Source organism: Nostoc sp. C96 (assembly GCF_059384975.1).
On the sequence record NZ_CM182020.1, the window covers coordinates 5,555,448 to 5,574,359 of the forward strand.

General features: G+C 40.4%; 13 protein-coding genes. 9 read left to right on the plus strand and 4 right to left on the minus strand.

All coding sequences use genetic code 11. The annotated features are described in order from the left end of the window. Nucleotides 1–639: 639 nt before the first annotated feature. A complete protein-coding gene (locus AC504W_RS23745; protein ID WP_494874657.1) occupies nt 640–4,596 on the plus strand; it encodes a beta strand repeat-containing protein in 3,957 nt (1,318 codons plus the stop codon). A 75-nt stretch (nt 4,597–4,671) separates the two neighbouring features. Here AC504W_RS23745 and AC504W_RS23750 read toward each other — a convergent pair whose 3' ends face one another. The 4 genes from AC504W_RS23750 to AC504W_RS23765 all read right to left on the minus strand — a co-directional run bounded on the left by AC504W_RS23750 (nt 4,672) and on the right by AC504W_RS23765 (nt 10,655). Next, nucleotides 4,672–5,457, minus strand: coding sequence for an FHA domain-containing protein (locus AC504W_RS23750; protein WP_494874658.1), 786 nt, complete (start codon nt 5,455–5,457; stop codon nt 4,672–4,674). Between the two features lie 60 nt (nt 5,458–5,517). Further along, the gene (locus AC504W_RS23755; RefSeq protein WP_494874659.1) at nt 5,518–8,244 is read right to left on the minus strand and encodes a PAS domain S-box protein; all 2,727 of its coding nucleotides are present in this window, start codon (nt 8,242–8,244) and stop codon (nt 5,518–5,520) included. 376 nt (nt 8,245–8,620) lie between these two features. Then, on the minus strand, nt 8,621–9,796 hold the full coding sequence (locus tag AC504W_RS23760; RefSeq protein ID WP_494874660.1) for a DNA double-strand break repair nuclease NurA: 1,176 nt from the start codon (nt 9,794–9,796) through the stop codon (nt 8,621–8,623). 73 nt (nt 9,797–9,869) lie between these two features. Continuing rightward, a complete protein-coding gene (locus AC504W_RS23765) occupies nt 9,870–10,655 on the minus strand; it encodes an HAD family hydrolase (protein ID WP_494874661.1) in 786 nt (261 codons plus the stop codon). 325 nt (nt 10,656–10,980) lie between these two features. Here AC504W_RS23765 and AC504W_RS23770 point away from each other — a divergent pair, with 325 nt between their 5' ends. From AC504W_RS23770 to atpH, 8 genes are all read left to right on the plus strand, one after another. Continuing rightward, complete coding sequence (locus tag AC504W_RS23770; RefSeq protein ID WP_494874662.1) at nt 10,981–11,526, plus strand: peroxiredoxin-like family protein; 546 nt, start codon at nt 10,981–10,983, stop codon at nt 11,524–11,526. A 511-nt stretch (nt 11,527–12,037) separates the two neighbouring features. After that, complete coding sequence (locus tag AC504W_RS23775; protein ID WP_494874663.1) at nt 12,038–14,698, plus strand: CHAT domain-containing protein; 2,661 nt, start codon at nt 12,038–12,040, stop codon at nt 14,696–14,698. A 472-nt stretch (nt 14,699–15,170) separates the two neighbouring features. After that, entirely contained in the window at nt 15,171–15,614 is a 444-nt protein-coding gene (locus tag AC504W_RS23780; protein WP_494874665.1) for an ATP synthase subunit I, read from the plus strand. A gap of 60 nt (nt 15,615–15,674) precedes the next feature. Beyond that, nucleotides 15,675–16,436, plus strand: a complete 762-nt coding sequence (gene atpB, locus AC504W_RS23785) for a F0F1 ATP synthase subunit A (RefSeq protein ID WP_015112743.1) — start codon at nt 15,675–15,677, stop codon at nt 16,434–16,436. Nucleotides 16,437–16,588: 152 nt separating this feature from the next. Beyond that, nucleotides 16,589–16,834, plus strand: coding sequence for an ATP synthase F0 subunit C (gene atpE / locus AC504W_RS23790; RefSeq protein WP_015112744.1), 246 nt, complete (start codon nt 16,589–16,591; stop codon nt 16,832–16,834). Nucleotides 16,835–17,011: 177 nt separating this feature from the next. Beyond that, nucleotides 17,012–17,443 (plus strand): F0F1 ATP synthase subunit B', encoded by a 432-nt coding sequence (locus tag AC504W_RS23795; protein ID WP_096580582.1) that lies wholly within the window; start codon nt 17,012–17,014, stop codon nt 17,441–17,443. Nucleotides 17,444–17,762: 319 nt separating this feature from the next. Beyond that, nucleotides 17,763–18,332 carry a F0F1 ATP synthase subunit B gene (locus AC504W_RS23800; protein ID WP_494874667.1) on the plus strand — a complete coding sequence of 190 codons (570 nt, stop codon included), beginning with the start codon at nt 17,763–17,765 and terminating at the stop codon, nt 18,330–18,332. Further along, nucleotides 18,332–18,886, plus strand: coding sequence for an ATP synthase F1 subunit delta (gene atpH, locus AC504W_RS23805; protein ID WP_494874668.1), 555 nt, complete (start codon nt 18,332–18,334; stop codon nt 18,884–18,886). Before AC504W_RS23800 ends, atpH begins: the two co-directional genes overlap by 1 nt. The last annotated feature ends 26 nt before the right edge of the window (nt 18,887–18,912 follow it).

The window sequence follows — 18,912 nt, forward strand, 5'->3', positions numbered from 1 at the left end:
TGATTAGCGATCGCTAATGATCAAAGGATGGTTGAAATAAAGCCTAAACATAAATGTTTGTCTGGGAATTTATAGAGGCACAGATAGTGCAGAGATAACGGCTAAAAATATAATACATACCAATTTAAAAAACACAATACAGCAGATAGCTGGCTAGGAGCATGTATTCACTCTTTGATAATAATCAAAGAGTGTTGGATTTCGCTTGTCTGAAAGATTAATGTATAGTCGAGATTATTTAAATTGGTATTGTTTCGATAGCGCTTTTCACCGCCTAAGCATAAGAGATTTTTAAGAATCATATTCAATCAGAATTAGTAATGAGGCGGGAAAATAAACATGTTATCCATTTGTGTTTTTTTTTAATCAATAGGTAAAACTTTATAAAAAATTACTGTCATTATATGATCTAATGTGCTTCAGTTAAATATGTTTGTACTTAGTTAATGCGACAGCAAAAGCCAATATTATGTTGCAAATTGTGCATTGGAAATTTAACCAAATTGTATTGCTTCTAGCTGACAAAAATATACTGAAAGTCACAACTTTTGGGAGATTTTTTGTTGCTTAAAACAGCAAAATCTGTAATTTGAAAACTTTCTATTTACTGAAACAATCGATTTATTTTAGGTAAAAGTTATGGCAATTAATGGCACCAATGGCAATGATAATCTCATTGGCACACCAGGCGATGATATTATTAGAGGCTTTGCGGGAAATGATACCCTCACAGGTAATGGCGGTGACGACAATCTAGATGGTGGGGTTGGTGATGATACCCTTTCGGTTTATAGTTCATCAGGAAATAGCATCCTCAACGGTGCCAATGGGAACGATATCTTAGATGCGGATGAATCAACAGGCAATAACCGACTCAATGGTGGTGGTGGTGATGATTATTTGTCGGCAGTTGGTTCCGAGGGGAATAACACTCTCATCGGCGCAAATGGGGAAGACATCTTAAATGTCGATCAGTCAATTGGCAATAATGTGTTGAATGGTGAAGATGATGATGATTATCTTTCTGCCATTGCGTCATTTGGCAATAACACCCTCCGAGGTGGTGCAGGTGATGACAGAATAATTGTGGATTCTTCTGACGGAAGTAACCTACTTGAAGGTGGTGCTGGTAGTGATGAACTGTCTGCTATTGGTGCTGCTGGCAATAACACCCTTAATGGTGGGAACGGTCAAGACACGTTAAGCGCTGACAATTCTACAGGCAATAACACCCTCAATGGTGATGCGAGTGATGATTATATTACGGCGATCGCTTCATCGGGAAATAACATCCTCAACGGTGGTGATCAGAACGATAGATTAGATGTGAGTGATTCCACAGGTGATAACCAGCTGAATGGGAATAGCGGTAACGATACCCTTTCGGCTTATCGTTCATCTGGATATAACATCCTCAGTGGTGGTTCTGGTGACGATACATTAGATGCGGATGAATCAACTGGAATTAACATCCTCATCGGTGATGCTGGTGATGACTATCTCTCGGCGATCGCTTCAACTGGAACTAACATCTTCAACGGTGGGAATGGGGACGATATCTTAAACATCGATCAGTCAACCGGTCCTAACCTGCTTTTTGGTGGTGCTGGTGATGATTATCTGTCGGCGGTTGGTTCCGCGGGAAATAACAACACCCTCAATGGTGAAGGCGGTAACGACAGATTAATTGTAGATCAATCCATCGGTAACAACCTACTTGATGGTGGTAGCGGTAATGATGAGCTTTCTGCTGTTGGTACTTTTGGGAATAACATTCTTGATGGTGGTACCAATCAAGACACGTTAAACGTTGACGATTCTACAGGGAATAACCGACTCAATGGTGGTGAGGGTAATGATTATATTACAGCGATCGCTTCATCTGGAAATAACCGACTCACCGGTGGTACAGGTGATGATGTATTAAATGTGAGTGATTCCACAGGGGATAACCAACTGAATGGGAATAACGGTAACGATACCCTGACCGCTTATCGCTCATCTGGTGATAACACCCTCAATGGTGGTGCAGATGGCGATACATTAGATGTGGATGAATCAACTGGTAGCAATACTCTCAACGGTGGTACAGGTGATGACTATCTCTCGGCGATCGCTTCATCAGGGAATAACACCCTCATCGGTGCCAATGAGAACGATATCTTAAATGTCGATCAGTCCATCGGCAATAATGTGTTAAATGGTGGTGCTGGTGATGATTATTTGTCAGCAGTTGCTTCCCAGGGGAATAACACCCTCATCGGCGCAAATGGGGAAGATATATTAAATGTCGATCACTCAATCGGCAATAATGTGTTGAATGGTGGCAATGATAATGATGAACTGTCTGCCATTGCGTCATTTGGCAATAACACCCTCCGAGGTGATGCAGGTAACGACAGACTAATTGTGGATGATTCAGACGGAAGTAACCTACTTGAAGGTGGTGCTGGTAATGATGAACTGTCTGCTATTGGTGCTGCTGGAAATAACACCCTTAATGGTGGGAACGGTCAAGACACGTTAAACATTGACAATTCTACAGGTAATAACACCCTCAATGGTAATGCGGGTGATGACTATATTACAGCTATTGCTTCCCAGGGAAATAACATCCTCAACGGTGGTAATGAGAACGATAGATTAGATGTGAGTGATTCCACAGGTGATAACCAACTGAATGGGAATAACGGTAACGATACCCTTTCGGCTTATCGTTCATCTGGCGATAACACCCTCAACGGCGATGCTGGTGACGATTCATTAGATGCGGATGAATCAACTGGTAGCAATACTCTCAACGGTGGTGCTGGTGATGACTATCTCTCGGCGATCGCTTCATCGGGAATTAACACCCTCAACGGTGGTACTGGGGCAGATATCTTAAGTGTCGATCAGTCAACCGGCAATAACTTGCTTTATGGTGGTGTAGGGGATGATTATCTGTCGGCGGTTGGTTCCGAGGGAAACAACACCCTTAATGGTGAAGGCGGTAACGACAGATTAATTGTGGATCAATCCAGTGGCAATAACCTACTTGATGGTGGTAGCGGTAATGATGAGCTTTCTGCTGTTGGTGCTTTTGGGAACAACACCCTCAATGGTGGTGAAGGTAACGACACCTTAAATATTGATAACTCCACAGGTAATAACCTACTTGATGGTGGTATTGGTAATGATGAGCTTTCTGCCCTTGGTGCATCAGGGAATAACACCCTCAATAGCGGCGCAGGTGATGACGCAATCTACCTCAGCACTGCATTGCAAGAATTAACACCACTGGCTGTACAGACAGTTGATGGTGGAGAAGGATACGATCGCCTTTCAGTTGATTACAGCCATGCTACCGCTGGTATTACCTCCACATATAATGCTTTAACCAACAGCGGTAGAATCACCGCAGGCACAAATCGGGTTAACTACGGCAACATAGAAAGCCTAACCCTTATCGGTACAGCCTACAATGACAATATTGTAGGAACTAACGGTAACGATACACTTTCTGGTGGTAGTGGTGGTGATGATGTAATTAACGGCGGCGCTGGTAATGATTATATTTCTGCAATTGGAACATCTGGGAATAACAACCTCAACGGTGGCGAAGGCGACGATACTCTAGATGTTCATGATTCCACAGGAGATAACCTGCTGAATGGTTACAACGGTAACGATATCCTGACTGCTTATCGTTCCGAGGGTGATAACACTCTTATAGGTAATGCCGGCGACGATACATTAGATGCAGATGAATCAATCGGTAATAACACCCTTGATGGTGGTAGTGGCGATGATCATCTGTCGGCGATTGGTTCAGCTGGTAATAATACCCTCAATGGTGGCGCTGGGAGTAATATCTTAAATGTGAATCAATCTAGCGGCAATAACACCCTTAATGGTGATAATGCTGATGATGTGCTGTTGGCAGATGCTTCAATAGGCAATAACACCCTCACTGCCAGAGGTGGTAATGACAGATTAAGTGTGGAGTATTCCGAAGGAATTAACCTACTTGATGGTGGTGTTGGTAATGATGAATTGTCTGCTATTGGTTCTTTTGGGAATAACACCCTCTACGGTGGCAATGGTAACGATATATTAACTGTGGATTATTCCAGCGGTAATAACCTACTCTCTGGTGACAGTGGAAATGATACTCTGTCGGCTGTGGGTGCGACTGGGAATAACACCCTCGACGGTGGACTGGGTAATGATACCCTCATCGGTGGTAATGGCAATGATATTCTCATAGGCGGCAGAGGTAGCGATCTCATCACTGGGGGTGGTGGTGCAGATACTTTTGTCTTTAATAGTTTCAATGAAGGGACTGATACTATTACTGACTTCAGCATCACTAATGACATCATTCAGATATCAGCTGCTGGTTTTGGTGGTGGTTTATTAGCAGGTGCGCTATCAATTAGTCAGTTTAATTTGGGAACATCTGCAACTACTAGTGATCAGCGATTTGTCTATAACAACACGACTGGTGCGCTGTATTTTGACCAAGATGGCAATGCTGGTGCATTTAGACAGGTGCAACTAGCACAACTATCTGGTACGCCTGCATTGAATGTAAGCAATTTTGTGATTGTTTAAAAACTTGCAAAAACCTAATTATTAAATTCAAATAGTACAGAAAACCAAGGTTATGCTCACAGCGTAACCTTTTTTCTATTGATTAATTATTTTTTGCAGCGATCGCCAATCATAACCAAATATTTTACCTGTTGTAAAAAGCAAATATCCTGTAAAAAATAACGTTGAGGTTACTAGTAAAAGTAAGAGGTTAACTGAGGCAAAAATTCGCCCGGTAAATATCATAATGGCGATGCCTAATGCAATCAAAATCCAGCCTAGATTGCGGTTAATTCTTTGTTGACACAATACAAAAATTCCCACAAAACATAAAATTACGCTTGGAAGACCAAAAAATATGCCAATTCTAATATTGGCGGTGGAAATTACGATGCTGGCAACTATCAAAGTCAAACCTATGAGCTTAGTTGTTTTATCTACCACAATTGGTTTATTTTGTTCAACTAGTTGGGGTGCAATTTGAGTGATTTGAGCAGATGTCAGTAATATTTGTGGATGTGTTGGGGAATTTTGAAAAATAAAAGTGACAGAATGTCCTTGCCCAAGGTCGATGCGATCGCCTACTTTTAAATGATGTGTAATTCCAGGTTCTAGCTTGATATCGTTGACAAATGTGCCGTTAACACTACCTAAGTCTTCAATTAAGTAATTGCTAGAATCTATCCGAATTTGAGCATGAATGCGAGAAACTACCTCTGCATTTGGCAAACTAGAAACATCAATATCAGGTGGATGTTGATCATTTGGCTTACCAACCCGAATCACCATCAGGTTTGGTGGTAAGTTAAAAGCAGTGTTTGTCTGGACATGGAATAGCTCTAAACTTAGCCCTGTAGTGCTAACTTGATTGGTATTTTGCATAGCTTACCGTTGTATCACTATTCCTATGTTAGATAGTTTAGGCGATCGCTGGCAGTGTTTCTAATTTAACCTTACGGGAATTTTAATTAAAAATTCTGTCCCTTTGCCTGGTTTTGAGAAACATTCCAAACTACCGCCATGTTTTTCCACAATAATTTGGTAGCTAATAGATAAACCTAAACCTGTGCCTTTACCTATAGGCTTGGTGGTAAAAAATGGATCAAATAAACGGTTTATAACATCTTCTGTCATTCCAGAACCATTATCAGCAATTTTGATAGAGATAAAATTATTGTCCAAATATTCTGTACGAATCAAAATGAAAGGTTGCAGTGCTTCTTTGTCATTATCTGTTGAGTTTTTTGCTTGAATTATTGACTCTTCTAAAGCATCAATCGCATTGGTTAAAATATTCATCAATACCTGATTTAATTGCCCAGGATAACAATCAATTAACGGCAAATTATTGTATTCTCTAATAATAGATATATTTAAGCCAATACCGTTATTCTTCCAGCGATGATGCAAAATTAGCAAAGTATTTTCAATACCTTCATGGATATCAACTAATTTTTTATCAGCTTCATCCAAGCGGGAAAAATTTCGCAAGCTCAAAACAATTTCTCGAATGCGGTTAGTTCCCATTTTCATGGAAGTTAGAAGTTTTGATAAGTCATCGGTAATAAAGTCTAAATCAACTTCTGTCGCCAGTTCGGCAATTTCTGATGTAGGTTCGGGATAATGTTCTTGATAAAGATTTAGCAACTTAATTAAGTCTTCAACATATTCACTGGCATAATTAATGTTGCCATGAATAAAGTTAACTGGATTGTTGATTTCATGAGCAACTCCAGCTACTAATTGTCCCAAACTCGACATTTTTTCATGTTGAATTAGTTGAGATTGAGTTTGCTGCAATTGATGTAAAGCTTGAGTGAGTTGTTCTGCTTGAGTTTGGGCAGCTAGAGTTGCAGCCCGGCTTTGAGTATATAATTGGGCATGATCAATGGCGATCGCTAATTGATCTGTCACAGCTTGCAACAATCCAATATCACTATTACTCCAAATGCGATCGTCATCACAATGGCTGCAAACGATTGCGCCAAATTCACCAGAATTGCTTTTAACTGGTAATAGTAATTGCGCTGTAATGCCAAATTCACTTAATAGTGCTTGTATCCGTGGCTGACTAGAAAAATCTTCGTGGCTACTATTGATGCAGACTAATTCTTTAGTTAGCAGCATTTCTGATAAAATATCATGATTTTGCAGCGACACATTACCTAACATAGTAGGTAATTTAGGGTTCCGTGCTTCATGAGTAATCGTTAGATTAGTTTGCAGAAAATCGGGAGAATATTGCAGAAAGTAGCAACGGTCAATTTGTAATAAACTGCGAATTTCATTAACAGCCGTTTCTAAAATTGTATCGAGGTCAAGAGAACTCCGAATTTGACTAGCAAGTTGTAGTAATAAGGCTTCTCGACGACTTAATAGTTCTTCCCTAGCCCAAATTCTATCAATAGCAACAGCAATATTATTAGCAATCCAATTTAACAAGTTATGGGTGGTTTCATTAAATAATTCCTGGCTAAACAAAGTCATGATGCCAATTAATTGCTGTTCTACAATTAAGGGATAAGCAGAAAACCGCAAAATGGCAGATGTTGAATCAAGTAAGTTATCTTGAGAATGAATGCTGACTTCTTCATTCAAAATTGGTCGATAATTGTGAGACATTAGCTCAACAATTTTGTTGGCTATGATGATATGATTAGGAAAATCTTGGTTATTACTTAAAGCCCTACAATTAGCATCTTGGCAATGCACACCAGCTTGGAACTCTAATGGCTGTGTTTGCTGTTCAAAAGTCCAGATATGTATCCAGTTAACATCAAGATAACTCGATATCGTATTTAGACAACTTTGGAGAATATCTGACAACGTGCCACTTTGAGATAAGACTAAACTGACCTCTGCACTTAATAATGATAAACGCGATCGCTCAAATAAAGCTAAATCGGCAAACTTACGTTGTGTGATATCGGTGCGAATAGCTACATATTGCTGTGGTTTACCGTCCTTATTCAACATCGGTGCAATCAGTGTATCTACCCAATAAAAACTATTATCTTTAGCTTTATTCCTAATTTCGCCTCTCCAGATTTTGCCTGCGGCAATAGTCTGCCATAAATTTGCGAAAAATTCCTGAGAATGATATCCAGAATTAATTATGCGATGGTCTTGCCCTAACAATTCTTCTCTAGAGTATTGTGAAATTTCACAGAATTTATCGTTGGCATAATTGATTCTCCCAGTTGTATCAGTAATAGCGACTAAAGAATGAGCATTTAAAGCAAATTTGAATGCTTCTAACTCTTGAATATTTTTTTGCAATGCCATCTCACTTTCTTTTTGCAGCGTGATGTCACGAGCTACAGCATAAATCAAATTTTCTTCGCTAAATGGAGTACAAGACCAAGAAAGCCATTTATATGAGCCATCTCGGCATAAATAGCGATTTTCAAAGCGAATTGTCTCAAAAGACATTGCTAGTTTTTGGGCTTCTAAAATCGTGTTATTTTTATCTTCAGAATGTACAAATTCAATAAATGGCTTACCTAATAAATCCTGTTCTGACCAACCTAATATTTGTGTCCAAGCTGGATTAATTTCCTTAAAATAACCATCAAATCCAGCAATACATAATAAATCTAAAGATAAAGAAAAGAATCGAGAATATTGCTCTTTTGATTGGTGATGATTTAATTGCACTTGTATTTGCATAATCAAGTTTGCCAGTTTTGTTTGACTTTATAAATTTTGAAAATATTGATTTGTGAGAATTAGTTTATTTTCACAATTTCCCAAGTCATGCCAATTAATTACTAGCAACTCGACAAGATAAAATTAGTCGATTATTAGCAATAAAAAATTATTACTATCCACGGCCGCCTTTACACTTCCATGCTAGTTTTTGGTGATTATATTCACCTAATAACTTTGCGTTGTCGAGTACGAATAGTTTTTGTTACCCAATTTACTAAGTATATATTTCCCTAAAAAAGTATTAAGTAAACATGAACTACATCAAATTAAAATAAGAAGTGTTACAAAAGCAGATTTAACTACCTTGGCAAAGATTGATAATTATTTACAAATATTAAGCAATGCTGCCTCGTTTTCGAGCTTCTTTGTAAGAAGTACCAACATTTTTCAAGCCAGCTTTAATCATTTGTTTTTCTAAAAGGGCGAAGAAACGAGCTTTATCGCCACCTCTGACCACAGCTTGATTATGTGCTTCGGCGATCGCTACTGGGTAGCCATATCCTTTTTGAACTTGCGCCAGCATTAAACCCAAGGCTTCATCAAACATAATTTTATTTTCTACAACCCAGGCTGGGACTTCAATGCGGGCAATTTCCGTACCAACATGAACATAGCAAAAATAAATGCTTTGTCCTTCATAAAATTCTAAAATTCGTGCATTACTTCGCCACAAAGGGCCGCGTTGTCCTGGTTGAAGTTGAGTAGACCACAAAGATGTATCTCGTAAAGGTTCAAAAACTTTGCAAGGAACCTTTTCTAACTGATTGGGACAATAACTCACACAGTCAGGGACTGGATGAGGACAAGCCATCAACCGCAAAAAGTTAATCCCTTCAACATTACGAGAAGCACTCAGATAACCCATTAACGGAATTCCCGCTTCCCTTAGCTGCTGCCAAGCTTGCAAAATCGGCGGTAAAATGCGATCGCGTGCATCAAGCGGTAACTGTTCTAAAAACCAATAAACTAAGGAACCATCCACCATTGCTAAGGTTGGCGCATCGCTTTTAGCCGCACAAGCTAATTCAGCCAATACCGTTGCTTCACTCGCTGTCCGACAAAACCCCATCCATTCTTCAGTTCTAATTCCCCACTGACGTGACGCATATAAATCTTCGGGGCGGTAAAATACCTCTGGCAAACTATCAAGCAGTGGATGGCGATTTTGACCGTAGTGTAAAACAACTCTGCCAATATTTAAGAGATAGCAATAAGCAATTTCATGGTGACTGGGTGCAATTTGTGAACCGTCGGTAGCAATGACAGTATGTACTTTAGGCGGAACAGGAATATCAATCCGAGTTTCTAATGGCTCAATTGGGGTAGCATTAGCAAAAAGAATGCGATCGCGCCATTTTTCTTGACGTTCAATTAAATCTTGCTGACATGCGTAAGCATTTATTAAATGTTGTTGCGCTAATTCTAAACGCTGACGACCAGCAACAGCTTCTAGTGATAGATGCTGACTTAAACCTTGCATTTGTCGCGCTAATTTTGTCAGGTCAAGCATAAATTTTTAGAGGTGATTCACCCTACTGAAGCCATTATATAGAGACGCAAAATATCACGTCTCTACAACTTTTTTACAACCAATCTGCGAAATTCTTGGCAAACTGTGACAGCGATAGTAACTGAATTCGCTCGTCATCTTGAGCAGCTTTCCTTTCTGGTTGAGTATTATAGCCCCAATCTGCTAAGAAAAGCTTCACATCTTCCAGGTCAGCTTGCTGTTGAACTAACTGCAAAGTTTTGATTCGGTCTTCCACAAACCATAAACTAACTGGCTGTTGCTTGGCTGTCTGAATTAACTCTCGCAGAATTTCATACTTAGGACGTTTCACTTCTTTGCCAAAAATAGCTGTTTCAGGCAAATTTACCCCTTCTTGCTGCAACAATTGTTGCACAAACCGCCCTTCTTTCGTAGTAACTATGAAAAATTCCACATTACTAGCCAGCGTCAATTTAATTTTTTCAATCACACCCGGATAAAATTTGTGCAGATTCAGCCAACCTTGTAAATCTGTCGCAATCCATTCATCCCGTAAGTGATCTAGGTTGGCACTGATTTCTCTGGCTTGCAAATTATTTTTTAACAAAATTTGTGGAGTTATCGTTGTCCATTCCTGAAGAATCTGTTCATCAGACATTCCCTCTAACAAAGCCTGAATTAAAACAGGCATTTCCCAACCTGTTTCAATTACTGGTCGAAGACGGTAAAATCTCAAAGCCAAGTCATCCGGTGGCGTATCGTTAGCTGGCGACCAAAGTTTGCAGTAGGTACGCCATGCTACCTCAAAATATTCAATTAGTCCGTCGCAAATTACTCCGTCAAAGTCTAAGGCTAAAATTGTAGGGCTACTGGCCGTCATAGTTCTGAGCATGAAAACTGCTTTTGAAAGCTTACATGAAAAATCAAAATATAGTAGTGATTTTTGTGAGCTTTTTGTAATTTATAATCTCTGCAAAATAGATTTATCCTGCGGTGAATTATTTTTCTATTACCTTATTTCAGTAAAACTTGCTAAAATCCGCCGATTTTTATTAACTTAATCTTCTCTTGAGCAATATCTCTAGACAAAGAAATTAAAAAAACATTATTTACTTCTTCTCTTTGCGCCTTTGCGCCTCTGCGTGAGGTAAATTAATACCCGGATTTAGTCAACAAAACGCATATATAAAATCGGCGGCAAAATTATGATTACTCAATCCGAAACAACGACCTCTCCTAAACTAATTATGGGCAATCAAGCCCCTGTTTTGGAAGTCAAAACTTTAAATGGAGACATTTGGAAACTAGCTGACAAAACCCCTCAAAATTACACGATGATTGTGTTTTACCGAGGTTTACACTGTCCCATTTGTGAACAATATATTACCGATTTAGAGCAAAAATTGGATGCTTTCAAAGAACTGGGTGTAGAAGCGATCGCCCTCAGCGGTGATTCCTTAGAAAAAGCGCAACAATTCCAAGCTAAAGCCAATATCCAAAATCTCACAATTGGGTACAGCCTGACTCCCGATGAAATGCGCCGTTGGGGACTATATCTCACCAAAGGACATTTTGAAAGTGAACCCGCTTTATTTAGCGAACCGGCTGTATTTCTTATCAAGCCCGATGGTCGCTTATACTTTGCAAACATCGGTACTCATCCCTTCTCTCGTGTAGATTTTGGTTTCCTACTACAAGGATTAGAGTACATCATTCCCAGAAACTACCCTTTCCGTGGAACTGAGTGGTAATAGTTTTTCGACTTAACTAACGTTTATTGTTTGCTCATCTGGCGTAAGAGTAGATAGCCACTCCATAACTTACTCTACAAAGCTACATCTGGCAAACACCAAGCCAGATGAACCTTTGATACTCGCAGATGAGTTCTTAATACTCGTGAATGAGTCTTTGATACTCACGGACGAGTCTTTGATACTCGTGAATGAGTTTTTGATATTCGTAAATGAGTCTTTGATATTCGTAAATGAGTCTTGAATACTCGCGGACGAGTCTTTGATATTCGTAAATGAATCTTTGATACTCGTGAATGAGTCTTTGATTCTCGTGAACGAGTCTTTAATACTCGTGAATGAGTCTTTAATACTCGCGGACGAGAGTTTTATAAAAGCTACAGATAAAAATCTATAAACTTAGACTAAATTTAACCTTCTTAATTACAAATTACGTAATCACAGCTTCGCCCAGTGTTTTGTAAAGAAGCATGAGTTCGCAAGCTTCATTATAAATTGCTGAATTTAACCTATGTCCCCCAAACTCCGCAAATATGCCCTCATCGCCTTGCTGACTGCAACCCTCAGCGTCAACTTAGATTTACCCAAACTAAATTTTCTTCTCAACTCCAACTTAGTTGCTTCAGCACAAACCCCAGACCCACGCAAAGCCGAAGCAGATAAACTCTTAGATCAAGGTAATCAACAGTATCAAATCAGTCAATTTGAAGCAGCATTACAATCTTGGCAACAAGCACTAATTATTTATCGAGATATAAAAGACCATCTTGGTGAGGGTAAAGCACTAGGGAATCTCGGTAATGCTTACTATTCACTAGGAGACTACCCCAAAGCCATTGACTACCACCAGCAAAGTTTAGCGATCTCCACGGAAATTAAAGACCGTCTCGGTGAGGGAAAATCACTGGGAAATCTCGGTAATGCTTACTATTCGCTAGGAGACTACCCCAAAGCCACTGACTACCACCAGCAGAGTTTAGCAATAGCTCGTGAAATCAAAAACCGTCATGGTGAGGCACAATCACTGAACAATCTTGGTATTGTTTATCGTTATTTAGGAAACTACCCAAAAGCCATTGAATACCAGCAACAGAGTTTAGCAATAGCTCGTGAAATCAAAGACCGTCGAAGTGAGGGAGGATCACTAGGAAATCTTGGTACAGTTTACTTATTTCTAGGAAACTACCCCAAAGCCATTGAATACATCCAGCAATTATTAGCAATTACCCAGGAAATCAAAGACCGTCAAAGTGAAGGTATAGCACTGGCGAATCTAGGTAATGCTTACTTATCTCTAGGAGACTACCCCAAAGGTATTGAATACCAGCAACAGAGTTTAGTGATCGCCAGAGAAATTAATGATCGTTTTGTTGAGGGTGCAGCACTGGGGAATCTCGGTATAGCTTACCGTAATTTAGGAGACTACTCCAAAGCCATTGAATACCACCAGCAGAGTTTAGTAATAGCCAGGGAAATTCAAAACCGTCAAGGTGAGGGTACAGCACTAGGGAATCTCGGTAATGCTTACTTATCTCTGGGAGACTACCCCAAAGGCATTGAATATGTCCAGCAATTATTAGCGATCGCCAGAGAAATTAAAGACCGTCTCGGTGAGGGTGCAGCACTGGGGAATCTCGGTATAGCTTACCGTAATTTAGGAGACTACCCTAAAGCCATTGACTACCACCAGCAGAGTTTAGCAATAGCTAGAGAAATTAAAGACCGTCGAGGTGAGGGACAGTCTTTAAACAATTTAGGACTTGCTTTCTACAAATCTGGTAATCTCGCCGCAGCAGAAAAAACGCTGTATGAAGGAATAAAGGTTTATGAATCTCTGCGAGATAAAAAATTATCTGATACCAACAAAGTCTCAATTTTCGAGCAACAAAGTCGCACTTACCGCATTTTACAAAAAATCCTCATCGCCCAAAATAAAACCGATGCAGCCTTAGAAATATCAGAACGTGGTCGCTCTAGGGCTTTTTTTGAGTTACTATCATCCCGCTTAAACAAAGATAACAGCGAGATGCAATCTCTCGTACCAGCAACAATAGACGAAATAAAACAAATTGCCAAACAGCAAAATTCTACCTTGGTGCAGTACTCAATTATTTATGATGACTTCAAAGTACAAGGTAAACCACAAAGTCAAGAATCAGAACTTTATATTTGGGTAATTAAACCTAACGGTGAAGTCACATTTCATCGCCAAGACCTTAAACCATTGTGGCAAACACAAAACACCAATCTGGCCAATTTAGTTAAAAGTATTCTCGGCACAAACACTCGTCTTTGGAAAAAACCGCTACACCAACTCCATGAAATTCTAATCCAACCAATCGCCCAAGAATTACCCAAAGACCCCAACGCTCATGTTATTTTTATCCCTCAAGAATCATTATTTTTTGTACCTTTTCCTGCTTTAAAAGATGCAGACAATAAATACCTCATTGAAAAACATACCATCCTCACTGCACCTTCAATTCAAGTATTAGATTTAACTCATAAACAAAGAATACAAACACGAAACACATCTAATCAAGCCTTAGTTGTCGGTAATCCTATCATGCCCCGTGTCACTTACAAAATTGGCGACAAACCAGAACAATTAGAAGCTTTACCTGGTGCAGAAATTGAAGCCAAAGAAATTGCGCGGCTATTAAATACCAAAGCCATCATCGGTAAATATGCAACCAAAGCGCAAATATTAAAACTTTTACCAACAGCCCGAATTATCCATTTAGCAACCCACGGATGGGCGGATGATATTCGCGGTTTAGGAAGTTGGATTGCATTAGCACCAAACCCAACCCAAAAAAATCAAGCTGAAACGGGTAACGGTTTACTAACTGCTGAAGAAATCCTCGATTTGCGACTGCAAGCCGAATTATTTGTCATCAGTGCTTGTCAAACCGGAAGGGGACGTATCACAGGTGATGGTGTCATTGGACTATCTCGCTCGATAATTTCTGCTGGTGTTCCTAGTGTCTTAGTTTCCCTGTGGCGAATTCCCGATGAAGAAACCCAGCCACTCATGACTGAGTTTTACCAACACCTGCAAAACAATCCAGATAAAGCCCAAGCACTGCGCCAAGCCATGTTAGGCAGAGTTAAAGAAAATTCTCTACCAGTCAACTGGGCAGCATTTACCCTAATCGGTGAAGCGGAATGAGGCAAGCAATTTTGGCCAATCTAATGTAAATTAAGAATGTACACAGCAATGCCCTTTTCAGTGGGTAGTACAAATTCAACAGGCTGGAGTTTAGCTAGATTCAGCTTTGGTGTGATGTCTAACGACAAGACGTTCAGCGTCTACGCTCTTCAAACGCCAACTAATTTTCTAAACACCAGCTTTTCCGAAACATTCAATAGGTGATTACACAACGCTTCTGGAGGTCACTTAATTATCTGAGGAAAAAGCGACTATACATCAAGTAGGAATTTTTTAGGCGATCGCATGACATCCTCACCTTGCCTAGTTCCTCAATTTACTCTTTGCGTGTGTAGAGAGTTTGTTTGTGTTGCTTTTAGCTAAAAGACAAGAAGTTAATTGTTTTTTTCTAAAGTATTGTTACCGGATCGTGATATGATTCAGCTGACTGAATGTGCAGTCATAATAGTTAGCTGTACTGGTTTCAAGTCCCGTGAGCTTGTCAGAAGAACCAATTGCACCCACTCCGACAACACAACAAGATGCTCCATCTGGTTTTGAGGAAACAGAATCAGTAAACACTTCTATGCAGGAGTTTCATCAACTCTATCAGAAGTTGTTGGTAATCACACTTGTTTTGACGGGGATTATATTTATCTCTGTGTGGATTTTTTATTCCTTAAACACTGCCCTGAATTATTTAATTGGGGCGTGTACAGGTGTGGTTTACTTAAAGATGCTGGCTAAAGACGTTGAGCGACTTGGCGCTGAAAAAAATCGTTTGAGCAAAAATCGTTTTGCTCTATTTATTGGGTTGATTATAATAGCAACTCAATGGCACGATCTACATGTACTGCCCATATTTTTGGGATTTCTCACATACAAAGCCACGCTCCTCGTCTATACGGTGCAAACTGCGTTCATTCCTGATTCTTAAAAAATCAGGCTCACAAAGACAATACACCCATCCTCGCTTGTTGGGGAAAATGCTTGAAGAATGCAAATGCTTAGTGTCTTAAACGCCTTTAATTCTTTTCCCCTAGCCGAATTAGAAGTAGGTCAACATTTCTACTGGCAATTAGGCAATCTTAAAATTCATGGGCAAGTTTTTCTCACCTCATGGTTTGTGATTAGCATTCTAGTAGTAGCTTCCATAGCTGCTACTCGCAACATACAAAAAGTTCCCAGTGGTATCCAGAACTTAATGGAATACGCCCTGGAATTTATTCGTGATCTAGCAAAAAACCAACTTGGTGAGAAAGAGTACCGCCCTTGGGTACCATTTATTGGTACATTGTTCTTGTTTATCTTCGTATCGAACTGGTCAGGTGCGTTAATTCCTTGGAAGCTAATCAAGCTGCCATCTGGTGAATTAGCGGCTCCCACCAACGACATCAATACGACGGTAGCATTGGCACTGCTGACTTCCCTCGCTTATTTTTACGCAGGTTTCAGCAAACGTGGTTTGGGCTACTTCAAGAAATACATAGAGCCAACACCCGTATTGTTGCCGATCGCCATTCTCGAAGATTTCACTAAGCCCCTCTCCCTAAGCTTCCGTCTTTTCGGTAACATCTTGGCGGATGAATTGGTAGTAGCGGTGCTAGTGCTGCTCGTGCCTTTATTTGTACCTCTACCTGTAATGGCCTTGGGTTTATTTACCAGTGCCATTCAAGCCCTAGTGTTTGCTACCCTAGCAGGGGCATACATTCATGAGGCGATGGAAGGACACGGCGGCGAAGAGCATGAGGAGCATTAACGCCCTCAGTTGTTAGCACAGTTCCGACGAGCGTCAATGCTCAAAACGTCGCAAAGCGCGATTTGCGAGAACTCGGTGCAGCGTGAAAAAACACGTCTTTGACTAGTTAATTTACTTTTGTTAGTTCTGTAATTAAAGCAAGGAAAATCAACATGGATCCATTAGTTTCTGCTGCTTCAGTTCTGGCTGCTGCTCTAGCAATTGGTTTGGCTGCGATCGGCCCTGGTATTGGACAAGGTAACGCTGCTGGTCAAGCAGTAGAAGGTATTGCTCGTCAGCCAGAAGCAGAAGGCAAAATTCGCGGTACTCTGCTGTTAACCTTGGCGTTCATGGAATCCTTGACTATCTACGGTCTGGTAATCGCCCTAGTACTGTTGTTTGCTAACCCCTTCGCATAAGAACTCAAAGTTTTGATTGTAGAGACGTGAACCATCACGCCTCTACATCTGAAAGACTTTGGGTATTAAGTGGTTTTAATGTCGCCTGACCCTTGTGGCTATGGGTCTCTAAAATTACGAAAGGTTGGATAACGTTCCTAGCCATGAAAACTGCTACTCCAGCCAAAGAGGAGAGAAATGTTTGATTTCGATGCTACTTTGCCCTTTATGGCATTGCAGTTCCTGCTGTTGGCAGCCTTGTTGAATGTAATTTTCTATAAGCCACTGACAAAAGTACTGGACGAGCGCGATAATTACATCCGCACCAATACTCTTGATGCCAAGGAACGTCTAGCTAAAGCTGAACGCCTAGCTCAAGAATATGAACAGCAACTAGCAGAAGCTCGCAGGCAATCGCAAATTGCTGTAGAAACCGCCCAGGCTGAAGCTAAGAAAATTACTGCCCAGAAAATTGCTGAGGCACAACAAGAAGCTCAAGCTCAACGAGAAAAAGCTGCTATAGAAATAGAGCAACAAAAGCAGGAAGCTATGCGTTCTTTAGAACAACAAGTTGATGCTCTTGGTAGGCAGATTCTAGAAAAACTATTAGGGCCTAGTCTAGCTAGATAAGCTAAAAGATTATTGGCCTAATGAAAGCATCCGCGCAACTGGGCATTTGTCCCAGAGCGCTTAATGAAGTGTCAGCCAATTTTAGATTTTGGATTGCCGATAGCGTAGCGTTAGCAAATCTGCGAACGTGTTTTGGAATAACTGAGCCAATTTTGGATTTTGGATTGACGATAGATCAATTACCCAATCTAGAAATCACAAATCTAAAATTTTGCTAGAGTATAAACCAAAAAATCTAAAATTTAAAATCTAAAATTCGTAGTCACTTTTTTCCTCCGGGAACACAAAACTGATTAGCAAGCGAGCAGCGCACTTGTAGATGGGTATCATGGGCACTTTCTTATTACTTGCCGCAGAAGCTCAAGCTGTTCACTCTGAATTGGCAGAAGGCGCAGCAGAAGGTGGTTTCGGTCTAAACCTAGACATTTTAGAAACCAATCTGATAAACCTATTGATTCTGATTGGCATATTATTCTACTTTGGACGTAAAGTTTTAAGCAATATCCTGAACGAGCGCAGATCCAATATCGAAACTGCCATTCAGGAAGCAGAAGGACGCTTGCAAGAAGCACAAACTGCTCTTTCTCAAGCACAAGGACAGTTGACCCAAGCTCAAGCTGAGGCACAACGTATCCGCCAAGCAGCCGAAGAAAGCGCTCAGGCAACTAAACAAGCCCTGTTAGATAAAGCAGTGCAAGACGTAGAGCGCTTGAAACAAACAGCAGCAGCTGATTTAAACACCGAAAGAGAGCGAGCGCTTACCGAATTGCGGCAGCGAGTAGCCGCTTTGGCATTACAAAAGGTCGAAGCACAACTGCGCTCAGGTGTTGCTGACGATGTTCAACAGGCACTAATTGACCGTAGCATCGCTCAGGTGGGAGGACGGTAATGAAAAGTAATATCGAAACAGCCGAAATCGCCCAGCCTTATGCACAGGCGTTGATGTCAGTAGCTCAGTCAAAAAATCTGACAGAAGAGTTCGGTAACGATGCTCGTTCCTTACTAGACTTGTTGCAAAATTCTCAACAACTGCGGAACTTGATCGACAATCCCTTTGTTGCCTCTGAAAGCAAAAAAGCGGTAATCACTCAAGTCTTAGGTGAAGGCGGTAATCCTTACTTACGCAACTTTTTGCTACTGTTAGTAGATAAACGACGCATTTTCTTCTTAGACCAGATTTTAAAGCAGTATCTAGCATTGCTGCGGCAGCTGAATCAAACTGTGTTAGCGGAAGTAAGTTCGGCTATTCCTCTGTCATCAGAGCAAGAAGAAGCGATTAAACAAAAAGTCATTGCCATCACCAATGCTCGTCAAGTAGAACTAGAAACGAGAGTAGATAGTGAATTGATTGGTGGTGTAATTATCAAAGTTGGCTCACAGGTAATCGACGCTAGTTTACGTGGTCAACTACGACGCTTGTCCTTGCGCCTAACCAATGGCTAGAAAATGAAAGCAGGAGGCAGAAGGCA